Origin of the sequence: Gibbsiella dentisursi (assembly GCF_039539505.1) — a bacterium.
Taxonomy (GTDB): Bacteria; Pseudomonadota; Gammaproteobacteria; order Enterobacterales; family Enterobacteriaceae; genus Gibbsiella; species Gibbsiella quercinecans.
This window is the reverse complement of sequence record NZ_BAABDG010000002.1, coordinates 1,905,702-1,921,747: the sequence shown is the minus strand read 5'-3', so window position 1 is coordinate 1,921,747 and position 16,046 is coordinate 1,905,702. Positions and strand designations below refer to the sequence as shown.

Genomic DNA, 16,046 nt, shown 5'->3' with positions numbered 1-16,046 from the left:
ATAGTTTTTACGTGTACTTGTATATACAGGAATAGACTATGTTGCCAACCAAACAAGAAGTAAGCGTGGTTGAACTACACCCAGGGCAGGTTGAGCTGGATACGTTGCGCGCCATCTATCGCGGCGGCGTCAAACTGGCATTGGCGGAAAGCGCCCGCGGCGCAGTCGAGCTGGCGGCGCAGGCGGTAACGCAGATCCTCGAGCAGGGCAAAGTGGTGTACGGCATTAACACCGGCTTTGGCAAGCTGGCGCAAACGCGCATCCCGGCGCAGCGGTTATCAGAACTGCAGCGCAACCTGGTGCTTTCGCACAGCGTTGGCGTGGGCAACATGCTGCCGGACAACGTGGCGCGCCTGATCATGGCGACCAAGATCATCAGCCTGGCACGCGGCCACTCCGGCATTCGCATCGCCGTTATTGATGCGCTGCTGGCACTGTTCAACGCCGGCGTGATGCCGTGCATCCCGGAAAAAGGCTCGGTGGGCGCCTCGGGAGATTTGGCGCCGCTGGCCCACCTGGCGCAGATGCTGATCGGCGTGGGGGAAGTGACCGTTGACGGCCAGCGTTGCAGCGCCGTCGAAGGGCTTGCCAGGGTCGGGCTGGAACCGTTTGAGCTGGGGCCGAAAGAGGGGCTGGCGCTGCTCAACGGCACCCAGGTGTCCACCTCGTTGGCGCTGCGCGGGCTGTTCGAAGCTGAACAGGTGTTCGCCGCCGGGCTGGTGGCTGGCGCACTGTCGCTGGAAGCGATCAAAGGTTCGGTTAAACCGTTTGATCCGCGTATTCATCAGGCGCGCGGCCAGGCCGGGCAGATTGCCGTGGCGCAGGCGGTCAGCGCATTGCTGGCCGACAGCAGCATCGTATGTTCGCACGCGGATTGCGGCCGGGTGCAGGATCCGTACTCCATCCGCTGTGTGCCGCAGGTGATGGGGGCGTGCCTGGACAATCTGCTGCACGCGGCCCGGGTGCTGCGCATTGAGGCGAACGCCGCTTCGGACAACCCGCTGGTGTTCACCGATAACGGCGATGTGATCTCCGGCGGTAACTTCCACGCCGAACCGGTGGCGTTCGCCGCCGACATTATCGCGCTGGCGGTGGCGGAAATCGGCGCCATTTCCGAGCGCCGGCTGGCGCTGCTGCTGGATACCGGGCTGTCCGGCCTGCCGCCGTTCCTGGTGAAGGAAGGCGGCATCAACTCCGGCTTTATGATTGCACAGGTCACCGCCGCGGCGTTGGCCTCCGAGAACAAATCGTTGGCGCACCCGGGCAGCGTCGACAGCCTGCCGACTTCCGCCAACCAGGAAGACCACGTCTCTATGGCGACCTATGCCGCCCGTCGCTTGGGGGATATGTGCTTCAACACCGCCGTGGTGGTGGGCGTTGAAGCGATGGCCGCCGCGCAGGGGATCGATTTCCACCGGCCATTACGCAGCTCCGCGTTGCTGGAACAGCAACTGGCGGCGATCCGCGAGCAGGTGCCTTTCCTCGAACAGGATCGCCTGATGGCGCCGGACGTGGAAGCTATGCGCCATTGGGCTACCGCCGGGCAGTGGCCGCAGGCCGTCAGCGCGATTCTGCCAAGCTACGGCGCGCTGTAATTTTCTTGTACCGCCGGCCAGGCGCTGGCGGTGAAGTCATTGACTCACTCGTTAAGGATTTACCATGAACGATACGATCAAAAATGCCGTGGCACGGGAAGTGCGTGCGCCGCAGGGCACCGAACTGCATTGCAAAAACTGGCTGATCGAAGCCGCCTACCGCATGATCCAGAACAACCTGGATCCCGACGTCGCCGAGCGCCCGCAGGATTTGGTGGTGTACGGCGGCATCGGTAAAGCAGCGCGCAACTGGCCGTGCTTTGAAGCGATCCTGGCCAGCCTACGGGCGCTTAACCCGGACGAAACGCTGCTGGTGCAATCCGGCAAGCCGGTCGGCGTGTTCAAAACCCACAGCGATGCGCCGCGCGTGCTGATCGCCAACTCCAACCTGGTGCCGCACTGGGCCAACTGGGCGCATTTTCATGAGCTGGATAAGGCCGGGCTGATGATGTATGGCCAGATGACCGCCGGCTCCTGGATCTATATCGGCGCGCAGGGCATCGTGCAGGGCACCTACGAAACCTTTGCCGAAGCGGGGCGCCAGCATTACGGCGGCGATCTGCGCGGCAAGTGGATCCTGACCGCCGGTTTGGGCGGCATGGGCGGCGCGCAGCCACTGGCTGGGGTGCTGGCCGGCGCCAGCGTGCTGGCGATCGAGTGCCAGGAATCACGTATCGATTTCCGTCTGCGTACCCGTTACCTCGATCATAAATGCGACGATCTGGACGAAGCGCTGGCGCTGATTGAACAGGCCTGCGCCAAGGGCGAAGCCATTTCGGTGGGGCTGCTGGGCAATGCGGCGGAAATTCTGCCGCTGCTGGCGCAGCGCGCGGCCAACGGCGGCCTGCGCCCGCACATCGTGACCGATCAAACCTCCGCCCACGATCCGCTCAATGGCTATCTGCCGGCCGGCTGGAGCGTCGAGCGCTGGCAAGCGGCCCGCAACAGCGATCCGCAAAGCGTGGTGAGTGCGGCGCGCCAGTCGATGGCGGTGCACGTTAAGGCGATGCTGGCGTTCCATGAGATGGGCGTACCGACCGTGGACTACGGCAACAATATTCGCCAGGTCGCATTGGAGGAAGGGGTGAGCAACGCGTTTGATTTCCCTGGATTTGTGCCGGCCTATATTCGCCCGCTGTTCTGCGAAGGGAAAGGCCCGTTCCGCTGGGTGGCGCTGTCTGGCGATCCCGAGGATATCTACAAAACCGACGCCAAGCTGAAAGAATTGTTTCCGGATAACGTTCACCTGCATAACTGGCTGGATATGGCCCGGCAGCGTATTGCCTTCCAGGGGCTGCCTTCACGTATCTGCTGGCTGGGGCTGGGCGAACGCCATCTGGCGGGGCTGGCCTTCAACGAAATGGTACGCACGGGCGAGCTGAAAGCGCCGATCGTCATCGGCCGCGATCACCTGGACTGTGGCTCGGTGGCATCCCCCAATCGTGAAACCGAAGCGATGCGCGACGGTTCCGATGCGGTGTCTGACTGGCCGTTGCTCAATGCCTTGTTGAGCACCGCGGGCGGGGCAACCTGGGTCAGCCTGCATCACGGCGGCGGCGTCGGCATGGGCTTCTCCCAGCATGCCGGGATGGTGATTGTCTGCGACGGCAGCGAAGACGCGGATAAACGCTTGGCCCGCGTGTTGTGGAACGATCCGGCCACCGGCGTCATGCGCCATGCGGACGCCGGTTACGACAGCGCCGTTGCCTGTGCCGAACAACATCAGCTGAATTTGCCGCTGCTTAACCTGTGAGGTGAGAATGGAGACGCTTTCAGCCACGGCGCAGGCGGTGCGCCGCCTGGCCCGCCAGCAGGCCAGCGCGCTCGGCGTTTATAACGCCGGGCTTTCCAGCGACGCCGTGCGTGAACGTTACGGTGTCACTGATGTCGCGCGCTTGGCGAGCAATGAAAACCCGCTCGGCGCCAGCCCCCAGGTGCAACTGGCGTTACACGTGTCGAGCCGCGACAGCGGGGTGTATCCGGATCCCAACAGCCTGGCGCTGCGGGCGGAAATCGCCGGGCAAACCGGCGTGCCGTCTGCGCAGATCGTGGTGGGCAACGGTTCGGAAAACATCCTCGAGATGCTGTGCCTAGCCTTTATCAATCCGGGCGATCGGGTGGTGACGCTGCTGCCGTCATTCGGCCTGCATGAGATATACCCGCGCATGATGGGCGCTGAAGTCACTATGGTGCCGGTCAGTGGGGCGTTGGAGTTCGATCTGGCCGCCTGGCGCCAGGCGCTGCAGCAACCGGCCAAAATGGTGGTGTTCAGCAACCCGTCGAACCCGGTGGGCTGCATGCTGGGGCGCGACGCGTTCCTGCAACTGATTGACGCGGTGCCGCAGGACTGCCTGTTGGTGATCGACGAAGCCTATTATGAGTACTGCGCACACGAGGCGGACTACCCGGACAGCCTGTCACTGTTGCCGCAGCAGCCCCGGCCGTGGATCGTACTGCGCACCTGCTCGAAGGCCTATGGGCTGGCGGGGTTGCGCGTGGGCTACGGCATGGCCTGCGATGCCGAGCTGATCGGGTTGCTGGACCGGGTGCGCACGCCGTTTAATATCAACCGTTCGGCGCAAAGCGCGGCGTTGGCGGCACTGCGCGATCGCGATCATGTGGCCTACAGCGTGGCCTGGGTCAGCACCGCGCGCAGCGCCATGGCGGCCAAACTGCGCGACATGGGGCTGAAAGTGGCGCCCTCATACGCCAACTTCCTGTTTTTTGACTGCGGCCATCCCAGCACGGAAATCGCAGAAGCGCTGCTGGCGCACGGCATTATCGTCAAACCCTGGCGTGAGCCCGGTTATCAGCAGTTCCTGCGTGTCTCGATCGGCAGCGCGGAAGATAACCGGCGCTTTCTGGCGGCGCTGGCGCAGGTGCTGGCCGCCGTCTAGCGCCAGATCAAAATGGCGTAAGGTTAACGCAGCATGGCCGGCCGGTTGTGATAGGCTGGTGGTGCCGGTGGGCGTCGCGCATGCGGCGATCGCCGAGGCGGGAAGGTACAGTATGATTATCGTTCGCGCGTGGGCGCCGCCAGGCCGGCGCCGCGTGCAGCACGCAAGCCCTATTGGCTTGCGGCCACAGGTTGGCTGGAGGGAAGTCGCATGTCTGTAACACAAATCGCTTTTCCGGCGCGCATCGTGCGCGGCGCCGGGGCGTTGGAAGAGATTGGAACACTGTGCGCGGATTACGGTTCGCGCGCCATGCTGATTGGCGGCGAACGGGCGCTGGCGGTGACGGAGGCGACCATCGGTAATTGCCTGCGGGCCGCGGCGGTGGAGTTGGTGGCCAGCGAACATTTCGGCGGCGAGTGCACTGAGCAAAACATTAACCGCCTGGCGGCGCAGGCCCGGGCTGAAAAAGCACAGGTGCTGATTATCGCCGGCGGCGGTAAAGCACAGGACACCGGCAAAGCGGTCGGTAATCTTTGCGCCTTGCCAGTGATTACCGTTCCCACCATTGCCGCCACCTGTGCGGCGGTAACGCCGCTGACCGTGCGCTATTACCCCGACGGGCATTTCCGCGACATGCTGCACCTGGCGAATTCGCCGGTGGCGGTGGTGATCGACAGCCAACTGCTGGCCCAGGCGCCGACGCGCTGGCTGGCGGCCGGGCTGGGGGATACTCTGGCCAAATGGTATGAATACCGCGCTATCAGCCGTAACGGCGCAGTGGGCGGGATGGCGCTGGCGGCGCAGGCCAATAGCCGTATCTGCTACCAATTGATTGAAACCTACGGCGCCGCGGCTAGCCAGGCGGCGGAGCGCGGGGAAACCACGCCGGAGCTGGAACAGGTGCTGGACGCCATCTTCCTGTTTGCCGGGTTGACATCGCTGATGGGCAGCGGTGCCCATGCCGCCGCGGCGCACGCGCTGTTTGAAGGTTTCACCGTCTGTGACAAAACCCGCGATTTCGGCCACGGCCTGTTGGTGGGGTACGGCAACCTGTGCCTGCTGGCGATCGAACAACGCAGCGACGAAGAGTTGCTGGAGGCGCTGAAACTGGCGCAAGCCTGTAATATCCCGCTGCACATGGCGCAGATCGCCGACGATCTGACCGCAGACGAGATCGACGCCATTGTGGCTGCGGCGGTGGATGCGCCGGATATGGCCAATATGCCGCAGCCGGTCACGTCGGTACAGGTGGCCCAGGCCATCCAGCGGGTGCACGCGCTGGCGCAGCGGCTGTAGCGTTAGCGCTTTACCCAGCTAGAGCTGCGGGCCGATTTGTGGGATTATTTCGCCCTTGATACGCGAAATAATGCGTGTTGCCGGCAGGCGGCGATGTAGTTGATCGTCAGCAGGCCGGTAACGCGCCATAGCGCGCGTGTATCCCACTTGGAGAAGGGTGAATGGCCTCGCTGAAAGACGTTGCAAAACTGGCTGGTGTGTCGTTGATGACGGTTTCTCGTGCGATCAACGAACCCGATAAGCTGCGCCCCGAAACCTATCAACGTGTGAAGCAGGCCATCGATCGGCTCGAGTATGTGCCGGATCTCTCCGCCCGGCGCATCCGCGGCGATCGCAGCCGGGTGCAAACTATCGGCGTGCTGGCATTGGATACCGCCACCACGCCGTTTTCCGTTGAAATCATCCTGTCGATTGAAAAAACCGCGCGCGAACACGGTTGGAACAGCTTTGTCGTCAACCTGTTTGCCGACGACAGCGCAGAAAAAACCATTGATTTGCTACTGGCGCACCGGCCGGATGGGGTGATCTTTACCACCATGGGGCTGCGGCAGGTGACGGTGCCGCCGAAACTGCTGGATAAACGCCTGGTGCTGGCCAACTGTACCAGCCCTGGCAACGCTATCGCCAGCTACATTCCCGATGATGAACAAGGCCAGTATGACGCGATGAAAGCGCTGATCGCCAAAGGCTATCGCGCGCCGTTGTGCATCCATCTGCCGGAAGGCATCCCGGCCGCCGGGCTACGCCGCCGCGGGCTGGAGCGTGCCTGGCGCGAGGCCGGCGGTGACGTTGCCCAGCTTAAGCAATACCATTTGGATCTTAGCGAAGGCGATGGGCACTATCTCGACAGCCTGGCGCTGTTGGCGCGCCATTTTTCGCCGGGCAAGCGTGATTGCGACGTGGTGGTGTGCGGCAACGATCGGGTGGCGTTTTTGGTCTACCAGACGCTGTTGGCGCAAGGCTGGCAGATCCCGCAGCAGGTTGGGGTGTTGGGCTATGACAATATGGTCGGCATTGGCGAGCTGTTCCAACCGCCGCTGACTACGGTGCAGTTGCCGCATTATGAGTTGGGCCGCCAGGCGGCTTTGCATCTGATCAATCAGCTTGAGCACCGGCAAACCGTGAAGGTGGCTTGCCCGCTGTTATTGCGGGCGTCGCTGTGATGGGGTTCCCGCCCATGAGGGCGGGAAAGGGATTATTCCCAGATGCTGCCGAGCGCCCAGGCGTGCAGTTCGCCGAAGGCCGCCGCGCCGCTTTCGGCAAACATACTGATGGTGCGCTCACCGTCGGCCGGGTAAATGCGGCTGGTCAGGCAGGCGCGGCCCTGATTGACGAACACCTCGACGGAAGAGCGATCGATAAACACCTGCAGCTGCATGTTTCCCGCCGGTGGCAGCGGTACGCTGCGGCAGCCGCACAGCCCCGGATCATCGCTAAACCGTTCCAGAACCAGCCGCTGCGCCTGGTTATCGATATACAACCGGGCGGCGTTGCCAATGGTGACACCGTAACGTTCCGCGTCGCTCGCCGCGGTGTCCACCGTCAGCGCCAGCTCCTGAAGCGCGGCGCCCAGCACCAGGCGCTGGTTACGCAACTGCGCAGCGCCGAATGACTGAGTTTCGCCGCGCAGCGCACGCAATTCCCGCGCTGGGTTCATTAACACGTTGCCATCCGTATCCAGCGAAAGTTCGCGCGGCAGGGTAAGCGCGCCGGCCCAGCCGTGGGCTTTGCTCGGCATCGGCGATTCCCACATATCCATCCAGCCGAACAGCATGCGGCGCCCATCGGCCGCGGTGAAAGACTGCGGCGCATAGAAATCGTGCCCGGCGTCCAGCTCGCGGAACGGCTGGTTGGGGGTGAATGCCTGCCCCGGTTGCCAATCGCCCAGCAGGTAGCCGCTCTGGAAACGGTTACGGTTATGGTAGCCCTGCGGGGCCAGCCCCTGCGGCGAAAACATCAGCAGGTGGCGTTCGCCCAGCGCGAGGAAGTCGGGGCATTCCCACATATATCCTTCAGCGGTGGTTTGCGCGCGCGCCAGCACGCGCTCGAATGTCCAGGCACGCAGATCGTGCGAGCGGTAAAGGCGAACCTGGCCCAGTTGGTTTTCCTTGGCGCCGACCACCATCCACCATTGGCCGTCCTGTTGCCAGACTTTCGGATCGCGAAAGTGCTGGATACCCTCTGGCGGCAACAGCACCGGGCCATGTTTGACGAAGTGCACGCCGTCGCTGCTGGTGGCCAGGCACTGAACTTCGCGCACCTGGTCGTCATCGCCCGCTTTGCCCAGCCAGACGTGGCCGGTGTAGATCAGCGTCAGCACGCCGCGATCGTCCACCGCGCAGCCGGAGAAACAGCCGTCTTTATCGAACTCATCGCCCGGCGCCAGTGCGATCGGTTGATGTTGCCAGTGCACCAAATCGTGGCTGGTGGCATGGCCCCAGTGCATCGGCCCCCAGTTCGCATCAAAAGGGTGGTGCTGATAAAACGCGTGGTACACGCCGTTGATGCAGATCAGGCCGTTGGGATCGTTAATCCAGCCGGCCTGCGCCGCCAGGTGAAAACGTGGATAATAATCATCCTGGCGTTGAGCATGCAGGGCTTCAACGGCATGATCGGCGGACAGTAAGGCATTTTTCATTGCATCGACTCGCTTGATTTTATCGTGGGTTGAAAGTGTGCATCCTTCCCGGCGTTTTCGCCGCGCAGCAGGAAACAGGAAAGCAGGGTGGTAAAGGCGACCATACAGCCCATCAGCAGATAGGTGGCGGCAAAGCCGATATGGTCATAGCCGTGGCCGGCCAGCGGCGACAGGAAGCTGGCCATCACCTGGGTGATGAACTGGAAGCCCACCAGATACAACGTGGAAGACAACCGGCTATCGAAGCGGGTGGCGATGTATTTGAACAGCGCGATCAGCAGGATCGGCAATTCAACGGCGTGTAACAGCTTCATGGCGGAAATCATCAGTGCGCCGCTGGCCAGCCCCGAACCGAACATCCGCAGCGCCATGACGGCGCCAGCCAGCAGCAGGCCCTGTTTAGCGCCGATGCGGTTCACCAGGAACGGCGCCAGAAACATCCCGCCGGCTTCCAGGAACACCTGCAGCGAATTGAGGAAGCCGTACATTTCGTTGCCCTGTTGGTGGGTTGGGAACTGTGAGGCGAAATAGACCGAGAACTGCTGATCGAACACGTTGTACACGCTGATGCCGAGCACAAACACCACCAACGCCCAAAATCCCGGCAGGCGCAGCAGCGCCAGCGCGTCGTTGAGCTGCAGATTTTCCGGCTTGCCGTATTCCAACCCGGCCATGGCATTGGGTTTTAGCTCACGCACCTGGCTGAGCAGCAGCAGAAACGCGACTGCCGAAGCTGAAGCCAGCCAAAAGTTGATGTTGGGGTTAATGTTGAAAATGAATCCGGCGAAGAAGGTGGCGCAGGCCCAGCCGAGCGAGCCCCACATGCGGGCGCGGCCAAATTCAAAGCCGACGATACGGCTGACGCGTTCGGTATAGGATTCCAGCGCGCCGATGCCGGCAAAAAAGGTGGCGCCGATAAACAGCCCGCCGATCAGCGCGCCCAGCAGCAGGTTCATGGCCAGCAGCGGCGCGTAAACGTAAATAAAAAATGGCCCGGTGAGCAGCAGCATCACGCCCAGGTACTGCAGCAGATGTTTGCGTAGGCCAAGCTTGTCTTGAATAAAGCCGTACAGCGGCTGGGCACAAAGGGCAACCAGCGAAATGGCCGAGAAAATCAAACCGGTTTCGGCGCCTTTCAGCCCGATTTTTTGGTTAAGCCAGATGGAAATCAGTGAAAAACTGGACGACCAGGTAAAAAAGAAAAAAAACAGCAGGCCGCTCAGGAGCACATAGTACTTTTTGGTTTCGCGGTTCATGGTGATGTTGCCCTGATGAGTGAGATTGGCTCTATTGTTAACGTTAACTTTTAACGAGATAAAGATACCATCGCGGCTGATTGCGATGTTAATCACAAAAGTTAACGTTAACATTTTTGCGATGTGATCGAAATCACGTGTTGATCATGGGCATCGCTTATCCCTCGTGGCGAGAGATAAGCGCAGGGGTGGGGTTTAGATGCTGGCCAGGTAGCCGCCGTCAACGTAAAGGATCTGCCCGGTAATATAGGCGGCTGCCGGGCTGGCGAGGAAGATAGCGGCGCCGGTGAGATCCTGCAGTTCGCCAAAGCGCCCAATCGGGATCTTGCTTTGCATGGCGCTGCACCAGTCGCTGTCCTGGTAAAACACTTCGGTCATGGCGGTTTGGAAATAGCCGGGGCCGATGCCGTTCACCCGGATGCCGTGGGGCGCCCATTCGCTGGCCAGCGCGCGTGTCATGCCCGCCAGCCCGGATTTCGATGCGCCATAAGCGGTGGCGCCCGGCACGCCAACGGCGGTGGTCAGCGAACACAGGTTGATGATGCTGCCGCTGCCCTGCGCCATCATTAAGCGTGCGGCGGCCTGCGCACAGAAAAACGCCCCCTTTAGATTGGTATTGAGGATGTTGTCCCACAGCGCTTCGTCAACCTCCAGCGACGGGCGTACCTGTTCAATACCGGCGTTGTTGATCAAAATATCCAACGGTTTGTCGGCCAGGCTGGCGAACGCCGCGCGGATCGACGCCGGATCCTGCACGTCCAGTTGCACCATCTGCGGGTGTTCGCCCCAATTGTTCAACTGTTGCGCCACCGCTTGCAGTGCGGCACGCTGGCGGCCGGCGACGATCACCTGCGCGCCGGCCTGGGCGAGCCCGATGGCCAGCGCCTGGCCGATGCCGCGCGTCGCCCCGGTTACCAGCGCCCGTTTGCCCTGCAGTGAAAACGGCGCCAGCCCAGGCGGTAAAGTTGCGTTTTGCATAGTTTCTCCTTAAGGCACCACGATGGTTTTCAACGCGGCGGCATCGCCGGCCAGCAACGCTTGATAAGCCTGCGGCAGCGCGTCGAGGGCGATCGGTGGCGACAGCCACTGCGCCAGTTTATCGGCAAGCTGCGGCAGCAGCGCGATCGCCTGTTGCTGCTCGTCGGCAAATACGCTGCATCCCACCAACGTGAGTTCACGTTCTACCAAGCGGTTGGCGTCAATCGGCGCCTGACCGTGGAACAGGCCGACCATGGCGATGCGCCCGGCGGGGGCGATATGTTCAATCAACTGATTGAGTACGCCGGCTGAGCCGGTGGCTTCCACGGCAAAAGCAACGGCCTGCGGCAGCGGGCGCCCTAATTCCAGCGCTTGCAGCGGCAGAACGCGCTGCAGCAACGCCAGGCGTTGCGGGTTGCGCTCGGCCAATAACAGCGGGCAGGCGCGCAGATGGTGCAGCAGCAGCGCGACCAGCCCGCCGATGGTGCCGCCGCCGGCGACCCATACCGGCGCGCCGGGCGGTGGGTTAAGTTGGTTTACCACCCGCAATGCGACCCCCAGCGGTTCGCAGAGGGCAGCGATCGGCGCCGGCAGCGTTGCCGGCACCTTCAGCAAGCTGGATGCCGGCAACAGGGCCAGTTCGGCAAAGCCGCCGTCACACACTTCGCCGACGAAGCCGAGCCGCGGGCACAGGTTGCTGCGCCCGGCCTGGCAAGCGGGGCAAACGCCGCAGCAGGCGCGGGAATCCGCCACCACGCGATCGCCCACCGCCAGCCCGCGCACCGCGCTGCCGATCGCCAGCACTTCACCACAAAACTCATGCCCCGGCGTTACCGGCAGTTGGGCGATCCACTGGCCGGTGCGGAAGTTGTGCAGATCGGAGCCGCAAATGCCGGCCGCCAGCACCCGCAGGCACACCCCGTCGGCGGGTGGGGCGGCGGGCGGGGGGATCTGTTCGATGCGCAGATCGCCAATGCCATAAAAACGGGCGGCTTTCATGCTTCACCGCCGTTCGCCGGATCGATAAGTTTGAACCAGCGGCTGGCGATATCCTCCCCGGCCAGCGGTTCGCTGCCCAGCATCACGGCGATGGCGAACCCCAGCGCCGAGCTGGTGGCATTGTGGCCGCCGCCGCCGCCGCCGCCGCCGCCGGCGCGCAGATCCAACACCAGCGTTGGGCAGCAGAACAGCGCCAGCCGCATCAGCCGTTGCCAGTTGGCCGGCAGCCAACCGCGGGCGTTGAGCTCGGCCAATAATGGCCGCCAGTAGCCTTCACCTTTGCTTTGCAGGAAGGGCGCGCGCAGCGGCGTCAACTGCCAGTTGTGTTCCACCAGCAGGCGGTCGCCTTGCAACTGCACGTTGATTTGGTAACGCTCATCACAGCGCTGGGGTTCATACAGCCAGAACGGATGGGCGAAGATGTTGTGAAACGTGGCCTTGATCTCCGCCAGCAGCGCCGGGATATGGCGCCCGGCGAAGGCGGGATCGAAACTCACCAGTTGCGGCTCCGGGTGTTCGGTTTCATACCACACGTTGGCGTTGTGCGCGTCGCCGTGGGCGGTGACGACGCCGTGCTGCGCCAGCCTTGCCGGTGCCAGCAGCTCGCCGGCCTGCAACAGCAATTCCCCCAGCGTATGCGGGTAAAGTATGCCGTTTATCTGCCAGCGCAGGTTTTTCAACTGCGCCCACGGCAGCGTGAGCTGCGCCAACGTGAATGTTTGGCCGACATAGAACTGCGCCGCCCGGCCACCGAAGCCGGGCGCGGCACCAGGGCTGACCAGCCGGTGGTGGAACAACTGGTGGATCGGCTCCCGTGCTACTGCGCCAGGCTCGCCGGCCTGCAGCGTCGGCAGGGTCAGCGCCAGGATTTCCCGATCGGCGCGTTGCTGGGCGGCAATCACCGGCGCGGCGGCGTCCCAGCGTTGATGCAGTTCGATCTCGCGGCAAACGTCCGCCAGGCGCCGATCGTGGCGCAGGCGGTACAGCAGGATCTGCCGCCCCGGTTCACCGCAGGCGTACAGCGGCACGTCGACGCGAAAGCCGCTGTCGCGCAGCAACTCGGCGTTGTAATACTCCTCGATGGTGTGATCTTCGCCTTCCTCATGGTGATACTTGAAGAACAGCCCGCGCCCGTCGGCCAGCGTCAGCGTGCCGTTTAGCGAGTTCAGGCTGTACTGATCGCGGTTGATGGCCAACTGGGTTACCGTCGCGCCGGTAATCTCCCCGACCAACTGGCGCAGTTTGGCGGCGGCCTGCTGCCATTCACCGGCGTGCGTCAGGGCGCGCGCCTGGGCCGCCAGCGGTTCACGCTGGGGAATGGGACTATCGGTCATCACAACCTCCCGGGGTTTGGGGTTAACGGCCGAGCAGGGTTTTGCGTAACGGAGATACCGCCAGCGCATGGCCGGTAAAACCTTCGTACACGGCAAAATCGTGCGCCTTATCCGCCAGGGAATCATAACCGCTGCGGGTAACGTAACCGACGGAAATGCGTTTCATATAGTCGAACACCGAAAGCGGCCCGGCCACTTTGGCCGCGGCGTTGGTGGGCAGCACCGCGTTCGGCCCTAGCACAAAGTTGCCCAGGGTTACCGGCGTATAGTTGCCGAGCAAAATCTCGCCGGCGTTACGGATTGTCGCCATCACCGCCAGCGGTTCTTCCGCCAGAATTTCCAGGTGCTCCGGCGCATACTGGTTGACGAACTCCACGGCGGTGGCGAAGTCGCGGGTTAACACCACGCCGCCGTGTTCGCCGCACAGCACCGCCTGGGAAAAGCCGGCGCGTTTTTCATCCAATTGCGCCCAGTAGCCGGGCAGGGCGGTGATGGCCTGTTCCGCTACCTGGCGGCTGGAGGTGACTAGCCAGGCGGAGGAGTCCGGGCCGTGTTCCGATTCGATGATCAGATCCAACGCGGCCAGGGCGCCGTTGGCGGTTTCATCCGCCAGGATAATGCTCTCGCTCGGGCCGGCGGGCACGCCGGGATCGATATGTTGCGCCAACAGGCGTTTGGCAGCAACCAGCCACGGGCTGCCGGGGCCGACGATTTTCAGGCACTTGGGCACCGTTTCCGTACCGTAGGCCACGGCTGCCACGCCCTGGGCGCCGCCGCACTTATAAATATCCTTGATGCCGACCAGGCGGGCCGCCACCAGCGTGGCGTCGTCCACCTTGCCGTCCGGGCCGGGTGGGGTGATCACCACCGGGCGCGGCACGCCGGCCACCACCGCAGGAATGGTGGTCATCAGCAGCACGCTGGGGAAAGAACCTTTACCGCGCGGCACATAGCAGGCTACGGAGTCGATCGGCACCATCCGGTCGCCGGCAAAGGCGCCGGGCTGCATCTCCTTCAACCACATTTCTTCGGGCTTTTGCGCCTGGTGGAAGGCGCGGATATTTTCCGCCGCAAAGGAAATGGATTCGATCACTTTGGGATCCAGCCGGGCAAACGCGGCTTCAAATTCGCTCTCTTCGGCGCGGATCGCCATTTGTTCAACCTGCACGCCGTCGAATTCGCGGGCAAAGCGCCGCAGCGCCGCATCGCCTTCGCTGCGCACGGCGGCGATAATCGGTTGAACCCGTTCGATGAAGAACGACAGATCCGCCTCGGTGCGTTTAAACAACGCCTCCGGCAACTGTTGGCAATCGCTAAGATCGTGAAAGGTCACTGTCTGTGTCATGCGTTTACTCCTGGGCAAATTCGTGTTGGGAAGCCTGTTCCCTGATGGATTTCAGAACCTGGCGTTGCAGCTCGATGTAGCGCATGTCGGCGCTGATCTCTTCACTGCGTGGGCGCGGCAGGTCAACCTGGAAGGTGGTGTTGATGTTGCCGGGCCCCATCACCACGATGCGATCCGACAGGTACACGGCCTCTTCAATATCGTGGGTGACGAACATCACCGTCAGGCGGTGGGTCTCCCAGATGCGCGTCAGCAACAGCTGCATCTGGTGGCGCGTCATGGCATCCAGCGCGCCGAAAGGCTCATCCATCAGCAGGATTTTCGGCCGGTATGACAGCGCCCGGGCGATCGCCACCCGCTGTTTCATCCCGCCGGAAAGCTCGTTGGGGTAGGCGTCGGCAAACGGCGTCAGGTTCACCAGCGCCAGATGGTTATCGGCGATCTCCCGGCATTCTGCCCGGGCATAGCCGGCCGCCTTGAGCGCGAATTCGATGTTTTGCCGCGCCGTCAGCCACGGCAGTAACGTGTAGGACTGGAACACCACGCCGCGATCGATGCCCGGCCCGCGGATATCCTCGCCGTCGACGCGCACGCTGCCGTCGTCAAAATCCTCCAGCCCGGCGGCGATGGAAAGCAGGGTGCTTTTGCCGCAGCCAGAGCTGCCGACCACGGAAACGAACTCGTTGTTGCCCAGCGTCAGATCGATGTTATGCAATACCTGGCGCGTGCCCTTGCCGACCCGGAAGCTTTTGTTCAGGCCGCTGATGGTTAAGGTAGCCATTATTTGCGCCTCGCGTTGTAACGGAACAGAACGCGCTCGGCGGCGCGCATCGCCTGATCGGTAACCAGGCCAAGCAGGCCGAGCAACAGGATGTAGCCGATGATGGTGTCGGTCTGGAAGAAACGCTGCGACACCACGATGCGATAACCCAACCCGGAGGTGGAGGCAACCAGTTCGGCCAGCACCAGCCAGGTCCATGCCCAGCCCAGGCTAATGCGCAGTGCGTCCCAGATTTCCGGCAGTGCGCCGGGCAGCACGATTTTGAACAGAATGTTGCGATCCGGCATGCCGAGCGTGCGCCCCAGGCCGACAAAATCACCCGGAACGCGTTTTACCGCATCGATCACCATCAACACCTGTTGGAAGAAGGTGCCGATCCAGATAATCAGGAATTTCTGGAAGTCATCGGTGCCGGTCCACAGGATGGTCAACGGCACAAAGGCGACGACCGGCATGTAGCGGATGAAGTCCACCAGCGGCTCGGTGATCGCCTTGAAAAAACCGTAGCAGCCGGCCAGTACGCCGATCACGATCGACATCACTGATGAGATCAGAAAGGCGATGGAAATACGATACAGGCTGCTGCGGATATCGCTCCACAGCGTGCCGTCCTGCGCCAGGCTGATCATGCGCTGCCAAACGTTGCCCAGCGTCGGCATAAAGATTGCCGGCACCGCGCCGCTGCGGGTTGCCAGCCACCAACTGAGCAGCAGCAGGGCGAATACCGCCACCGCAATGCTGACGAACAGTTTGCGCGAGGGCGTTTTGCCGATCACAAACAGGCCGGCTGAGCGGCGTTTTTTATGATTGGGTTGATGGGGTGGGCGCGTTTGGGCGCGCGTCTCCGGCGCATCCAATTTCACTGAACTCATCGGTGTTTCCTCTGGTGTTATCTCGCACCCTGTCGGCCCGGTATGCTGCCGGCAG

The 16,046-nt window shown here is 62.6% G+C and carries 13 protein-coding genes; 5 read left to right on the top strand and 8 right to left on the bottom strand.

Translation table 11 applies throughout. From position 1 onward, the window contains the following. Positions 1 to 38: 38 nt before the first annotated feature. The 5 genes from hutH (at position 39) to ABFX35_RS09170 (ending at position 6,951) form a co-directional block, all read left to right on the top strand. Positions 39 to 1,595 carry a histidine ammonia-lyase gene (gene hutH, locus ABFX35_RS09190; RefSeq protein WP_346080438.1) on the top strand — a complete coding sequence of 519 codons (1,557 nt, stop codon included), beginning with the start codon at positions 39 to 41 and terminating at the stop codon, positions 1,593 to 1,595. 64 nt (positions 1,596 to 1,659) lie between these two features. Then, the gene (hutU, locus tag ABFX35_RS09185) at positions 1,660 to 3,348 is read left to right on the top strand and encodes a urocanate hydratase (RefSeq protein ID WP_346080436.1); all 1,689 of its coding nucleotides are present in this window, start codon (positions 1,660 to 1,662) and stop codon (positions 3,346 to 3,348) included. A gap of 7 nt (positions 3,349 to 3,355) precedes the next feature. Continuing rightward, positions 3,356 to 4,492, top strand: coding sequence for a histidinol-phosphate transaminase (hisC, locus tag ABFX35_RS09180; RefSeq protein WP_346080434.1), 1,137 nt, complete (start codon positions 3,356 to 3,358; stop codon positions 4,490 to 4,492). Positions 4,493 to 4,702: 210 nt separating this feature from the next. Further along, on the top strand, positions 4,703 to 5,788 hold the full coding sequence (locus ABFX35_RS09175; RefSeq protein ID WP_279029144.1) for an iron-containing alcohol dehydrogenase family protein: 1,086 nt from the start codon (positions 4,703 to 4,705) through the stop codon (positions 5,786 to 5,788). A 161-nt stretch (positions 5,789 to 5,949) separates the two neighbouring features. Then, positions 5,950 to 6,951, top strand: coding sequence for a LacI family DNA-binding transcriptional regulator (locus ABFX35_RS09170; protein ID WP_121554832.1), 1,002 nt, complete (start codon positions 5,950 to 5,952; stop codon positions 6,949 to 6,951). A gap of 32 nt (positions 6,952 to 6,983) precedes the next feature. On the opposite strand, the gene ABFX35_RS09165 is transcribed toward ABFX35_RS09170, so the two are convergent. From ABFX35_RS09165 to ABFX35_RS09130, 8 genes are all read right to left on the bottom strand, one after another. After that, positions 6,984 to 8,426 carry a glycoside hydrolase family 32 protein gene (locus tag ABFX35_RS09165; protein ID WP_346080431.1) on the bottom strand — a complete coding sequence of 481 codons (1,443 nt, stop codon included), beginning with the start codon at positions 8,424 to 8,426 and terminating at the stop codon, positions 6,984 to 6,986. Continuing rightward, positions 8,423 to 9,682: an MFS transporter gene (locus tag ABFX35_RS09160; RefSeq protein ID WP_279027297.1), complete on the bottom strand. Its 1,260-nt coding sequence runs from the start codon at positions 9,680 to 9,682 to the stop codon at positions 8,423 to 8,425. The genes ABFX35_RS09165 and ABFX35_RS09160 overlap by 4 nt, the downstream gene beginning before the upstream one ends. A gap of 195 nt (positions 9,683 to 9,877) precedes the next feature. After that, positions 9,878 to 10,660 carry an SDR family NAD(P)-dependent oxidoreductase gene (locus ABFX35_RS09155; RefSeq protein WP_346080429.1) on the bottom strand — a complete coding sequence of 261 codons (783 nt, stop codon included), beginning with the start codon at positions 10,658 to 10,660 and terminating at the stop codon, positions 9,878 to 9,880. A gap of 9 nt (positions 10,661 to 10,669) precedes the next feature. Then, positions 10,670 to 11,659, bottom strand: a complete 990-nt coding sequence (locus tag ABFX35_RS09150) for a zinc-dependent alcohol dehydrogenase (RefSeq protein ID WP_346080427.1) — start codon at positions 11,657 to 11,659, stop codon at positions 10,670 to 10,672. Continuing rightward, on the bottom strand, positions 11,656 to 12,993 hold the full coding sequence (locus ABFX35_RS09145; protein WP_346080425.1) for a hypothetical protein: 1,338 nt from the start codon (positions 12,991 to 12,993) through the stop codon (positions 11,656 to 11,658). The genes ABFX35_RS09150 and ABFX35_RS09145 overlap by 4 nt, the downstream gene beginning before the upstream one ends. Positions 12,994 to 13,015: 22 nt before the next feature. Next, positions 13,016 to 14,338 (bottom strand): histidinol dehydrogenase, encoded by a 1,323-nt coding sequence (gene hisD / locus ABFX35_RS09140; RefSeq protein WP_346080423.1) that lies wholly within the window; start codon positions 14,336 to 14,338, stop codon positions 13,016 to 13,018. Positions 14,339 to 14,342: 4 nt separating this feature from the next. Continuing rightward, on the bottom strand, positions 14,343 to 15,119 hold the full coding sequence (locus tag ABFX35_RS09135) for an ABC transporter ATP-binding protein (RefSeq protein ID WP_279027286.1): 777 nt from the start codon (positions 15,117 to 15,119) through the stop codon (positions 14,343 to 14,345). Beyond that, positions 15,119 to 15,991, bottom strand: a complete 873-nt coding sequence (locus ABFX35_RS09130) for an ABC transporter permease (RefSeq protein ID WP_279027285.1) — start codon at positions 15,989 to 15,991, stop codon at positions 15,119 to 15,121. Before ABFX35_RS09130 ends, ABFX35_RS09135 begins: the two co-directional genes overlap by 1 nt. Between the last annotated feature and the right edge of the window lie 55 nt (positions 15,992 to 16,046).

Coding starts and splice junctions, on each gene's coding strand:
- hutH (WP_346080438.1), top strand. CDS start 39: ATGTTGCCAACCAAACAAGAAGTAAGCGTGGTTGAACTACACCCAGGG.
- hutU (WP_346080436.1), top strand. CDS start 1,660: ATGAACGATACGATCAAAAATGCCGTGGCACGGGAAGTGCGTGCGCCG.
- hisC (WP_346080434.1), top strand. CDS start 3,356: ATGGAGACGCTTTCAGCCACGGCGCAGGCGGTGCGCCGCCTGGCCCGC.
- ABFX35_RS09175 (WP_279029144.1), top strand. CDS start 4,703: ATGTCTGTAACACAAATCGCTTTTCCGGCGCGCATCGTGCGCGGCGCC.
- ABFX35_RS09170 (WP_121554832.1), top strand. CDS start 5,950: ATGGCCTCGCTGAAAGACGTTGCAAAACTGGCTGGTGTGTCGTTGATG.
- ABFX35_RS09165 (WP_346080431.1), bottom strand. CDS start 8,426: ATGAAAAATGCCTTACTGTCCGCCGATCATGCCGTTGAAGCCCTGCAT.
- ABFX35_RS09160 (WP_279027297.1), bottom strand. CDS start 9,682: ATGAACCGCGAAACCAAAAAGTACTATGTGCTCCTGAGCGGCCTGCTG.
- ABFX35_RS09155 (WP_346080429.1), bottom strand. CDS start 10,660: ATGCAAAACGCAACTTTACCGCCTGGGCTGGCGCCGTTTTCACTGCAG.
- ABFX35_RS09150 (WP_346080427.1), bottom strand. CDS start 11,659: ATGAAAGCCGCCCGTTTTTATGGCATTGGCGATCTGCGCATCGAACAG.
- ABFX35_RS09145 (WP_346080425.1), bottom strand. CDS start 12,993: ATGACCGATAGTCCCATTCCCCAGCGTGAACCGCTGGCGGCCCAGGCG.
- hisD (WP_346080423.1), bottom strand. CDS start 14,338: ATGACACAGACAGTGACCTTTCACGATCTTAGCGATTGCCAACAGTTG.
- ABFX35_RS09135 (WP_279027286.1), bottom strand. CDS start 15,119: ATGGCTACCTTAACCATCAGCGGCCTGAACAAAAGCTTCCGGGTCGGC.
- ABFX35_RS09130 (WP_279027285.1), bottom strand. CDS start 15,991: ATGAGTTCAGTGAAATTGGATGCGCCGGAGACGCGCGCCCAAACGCGC.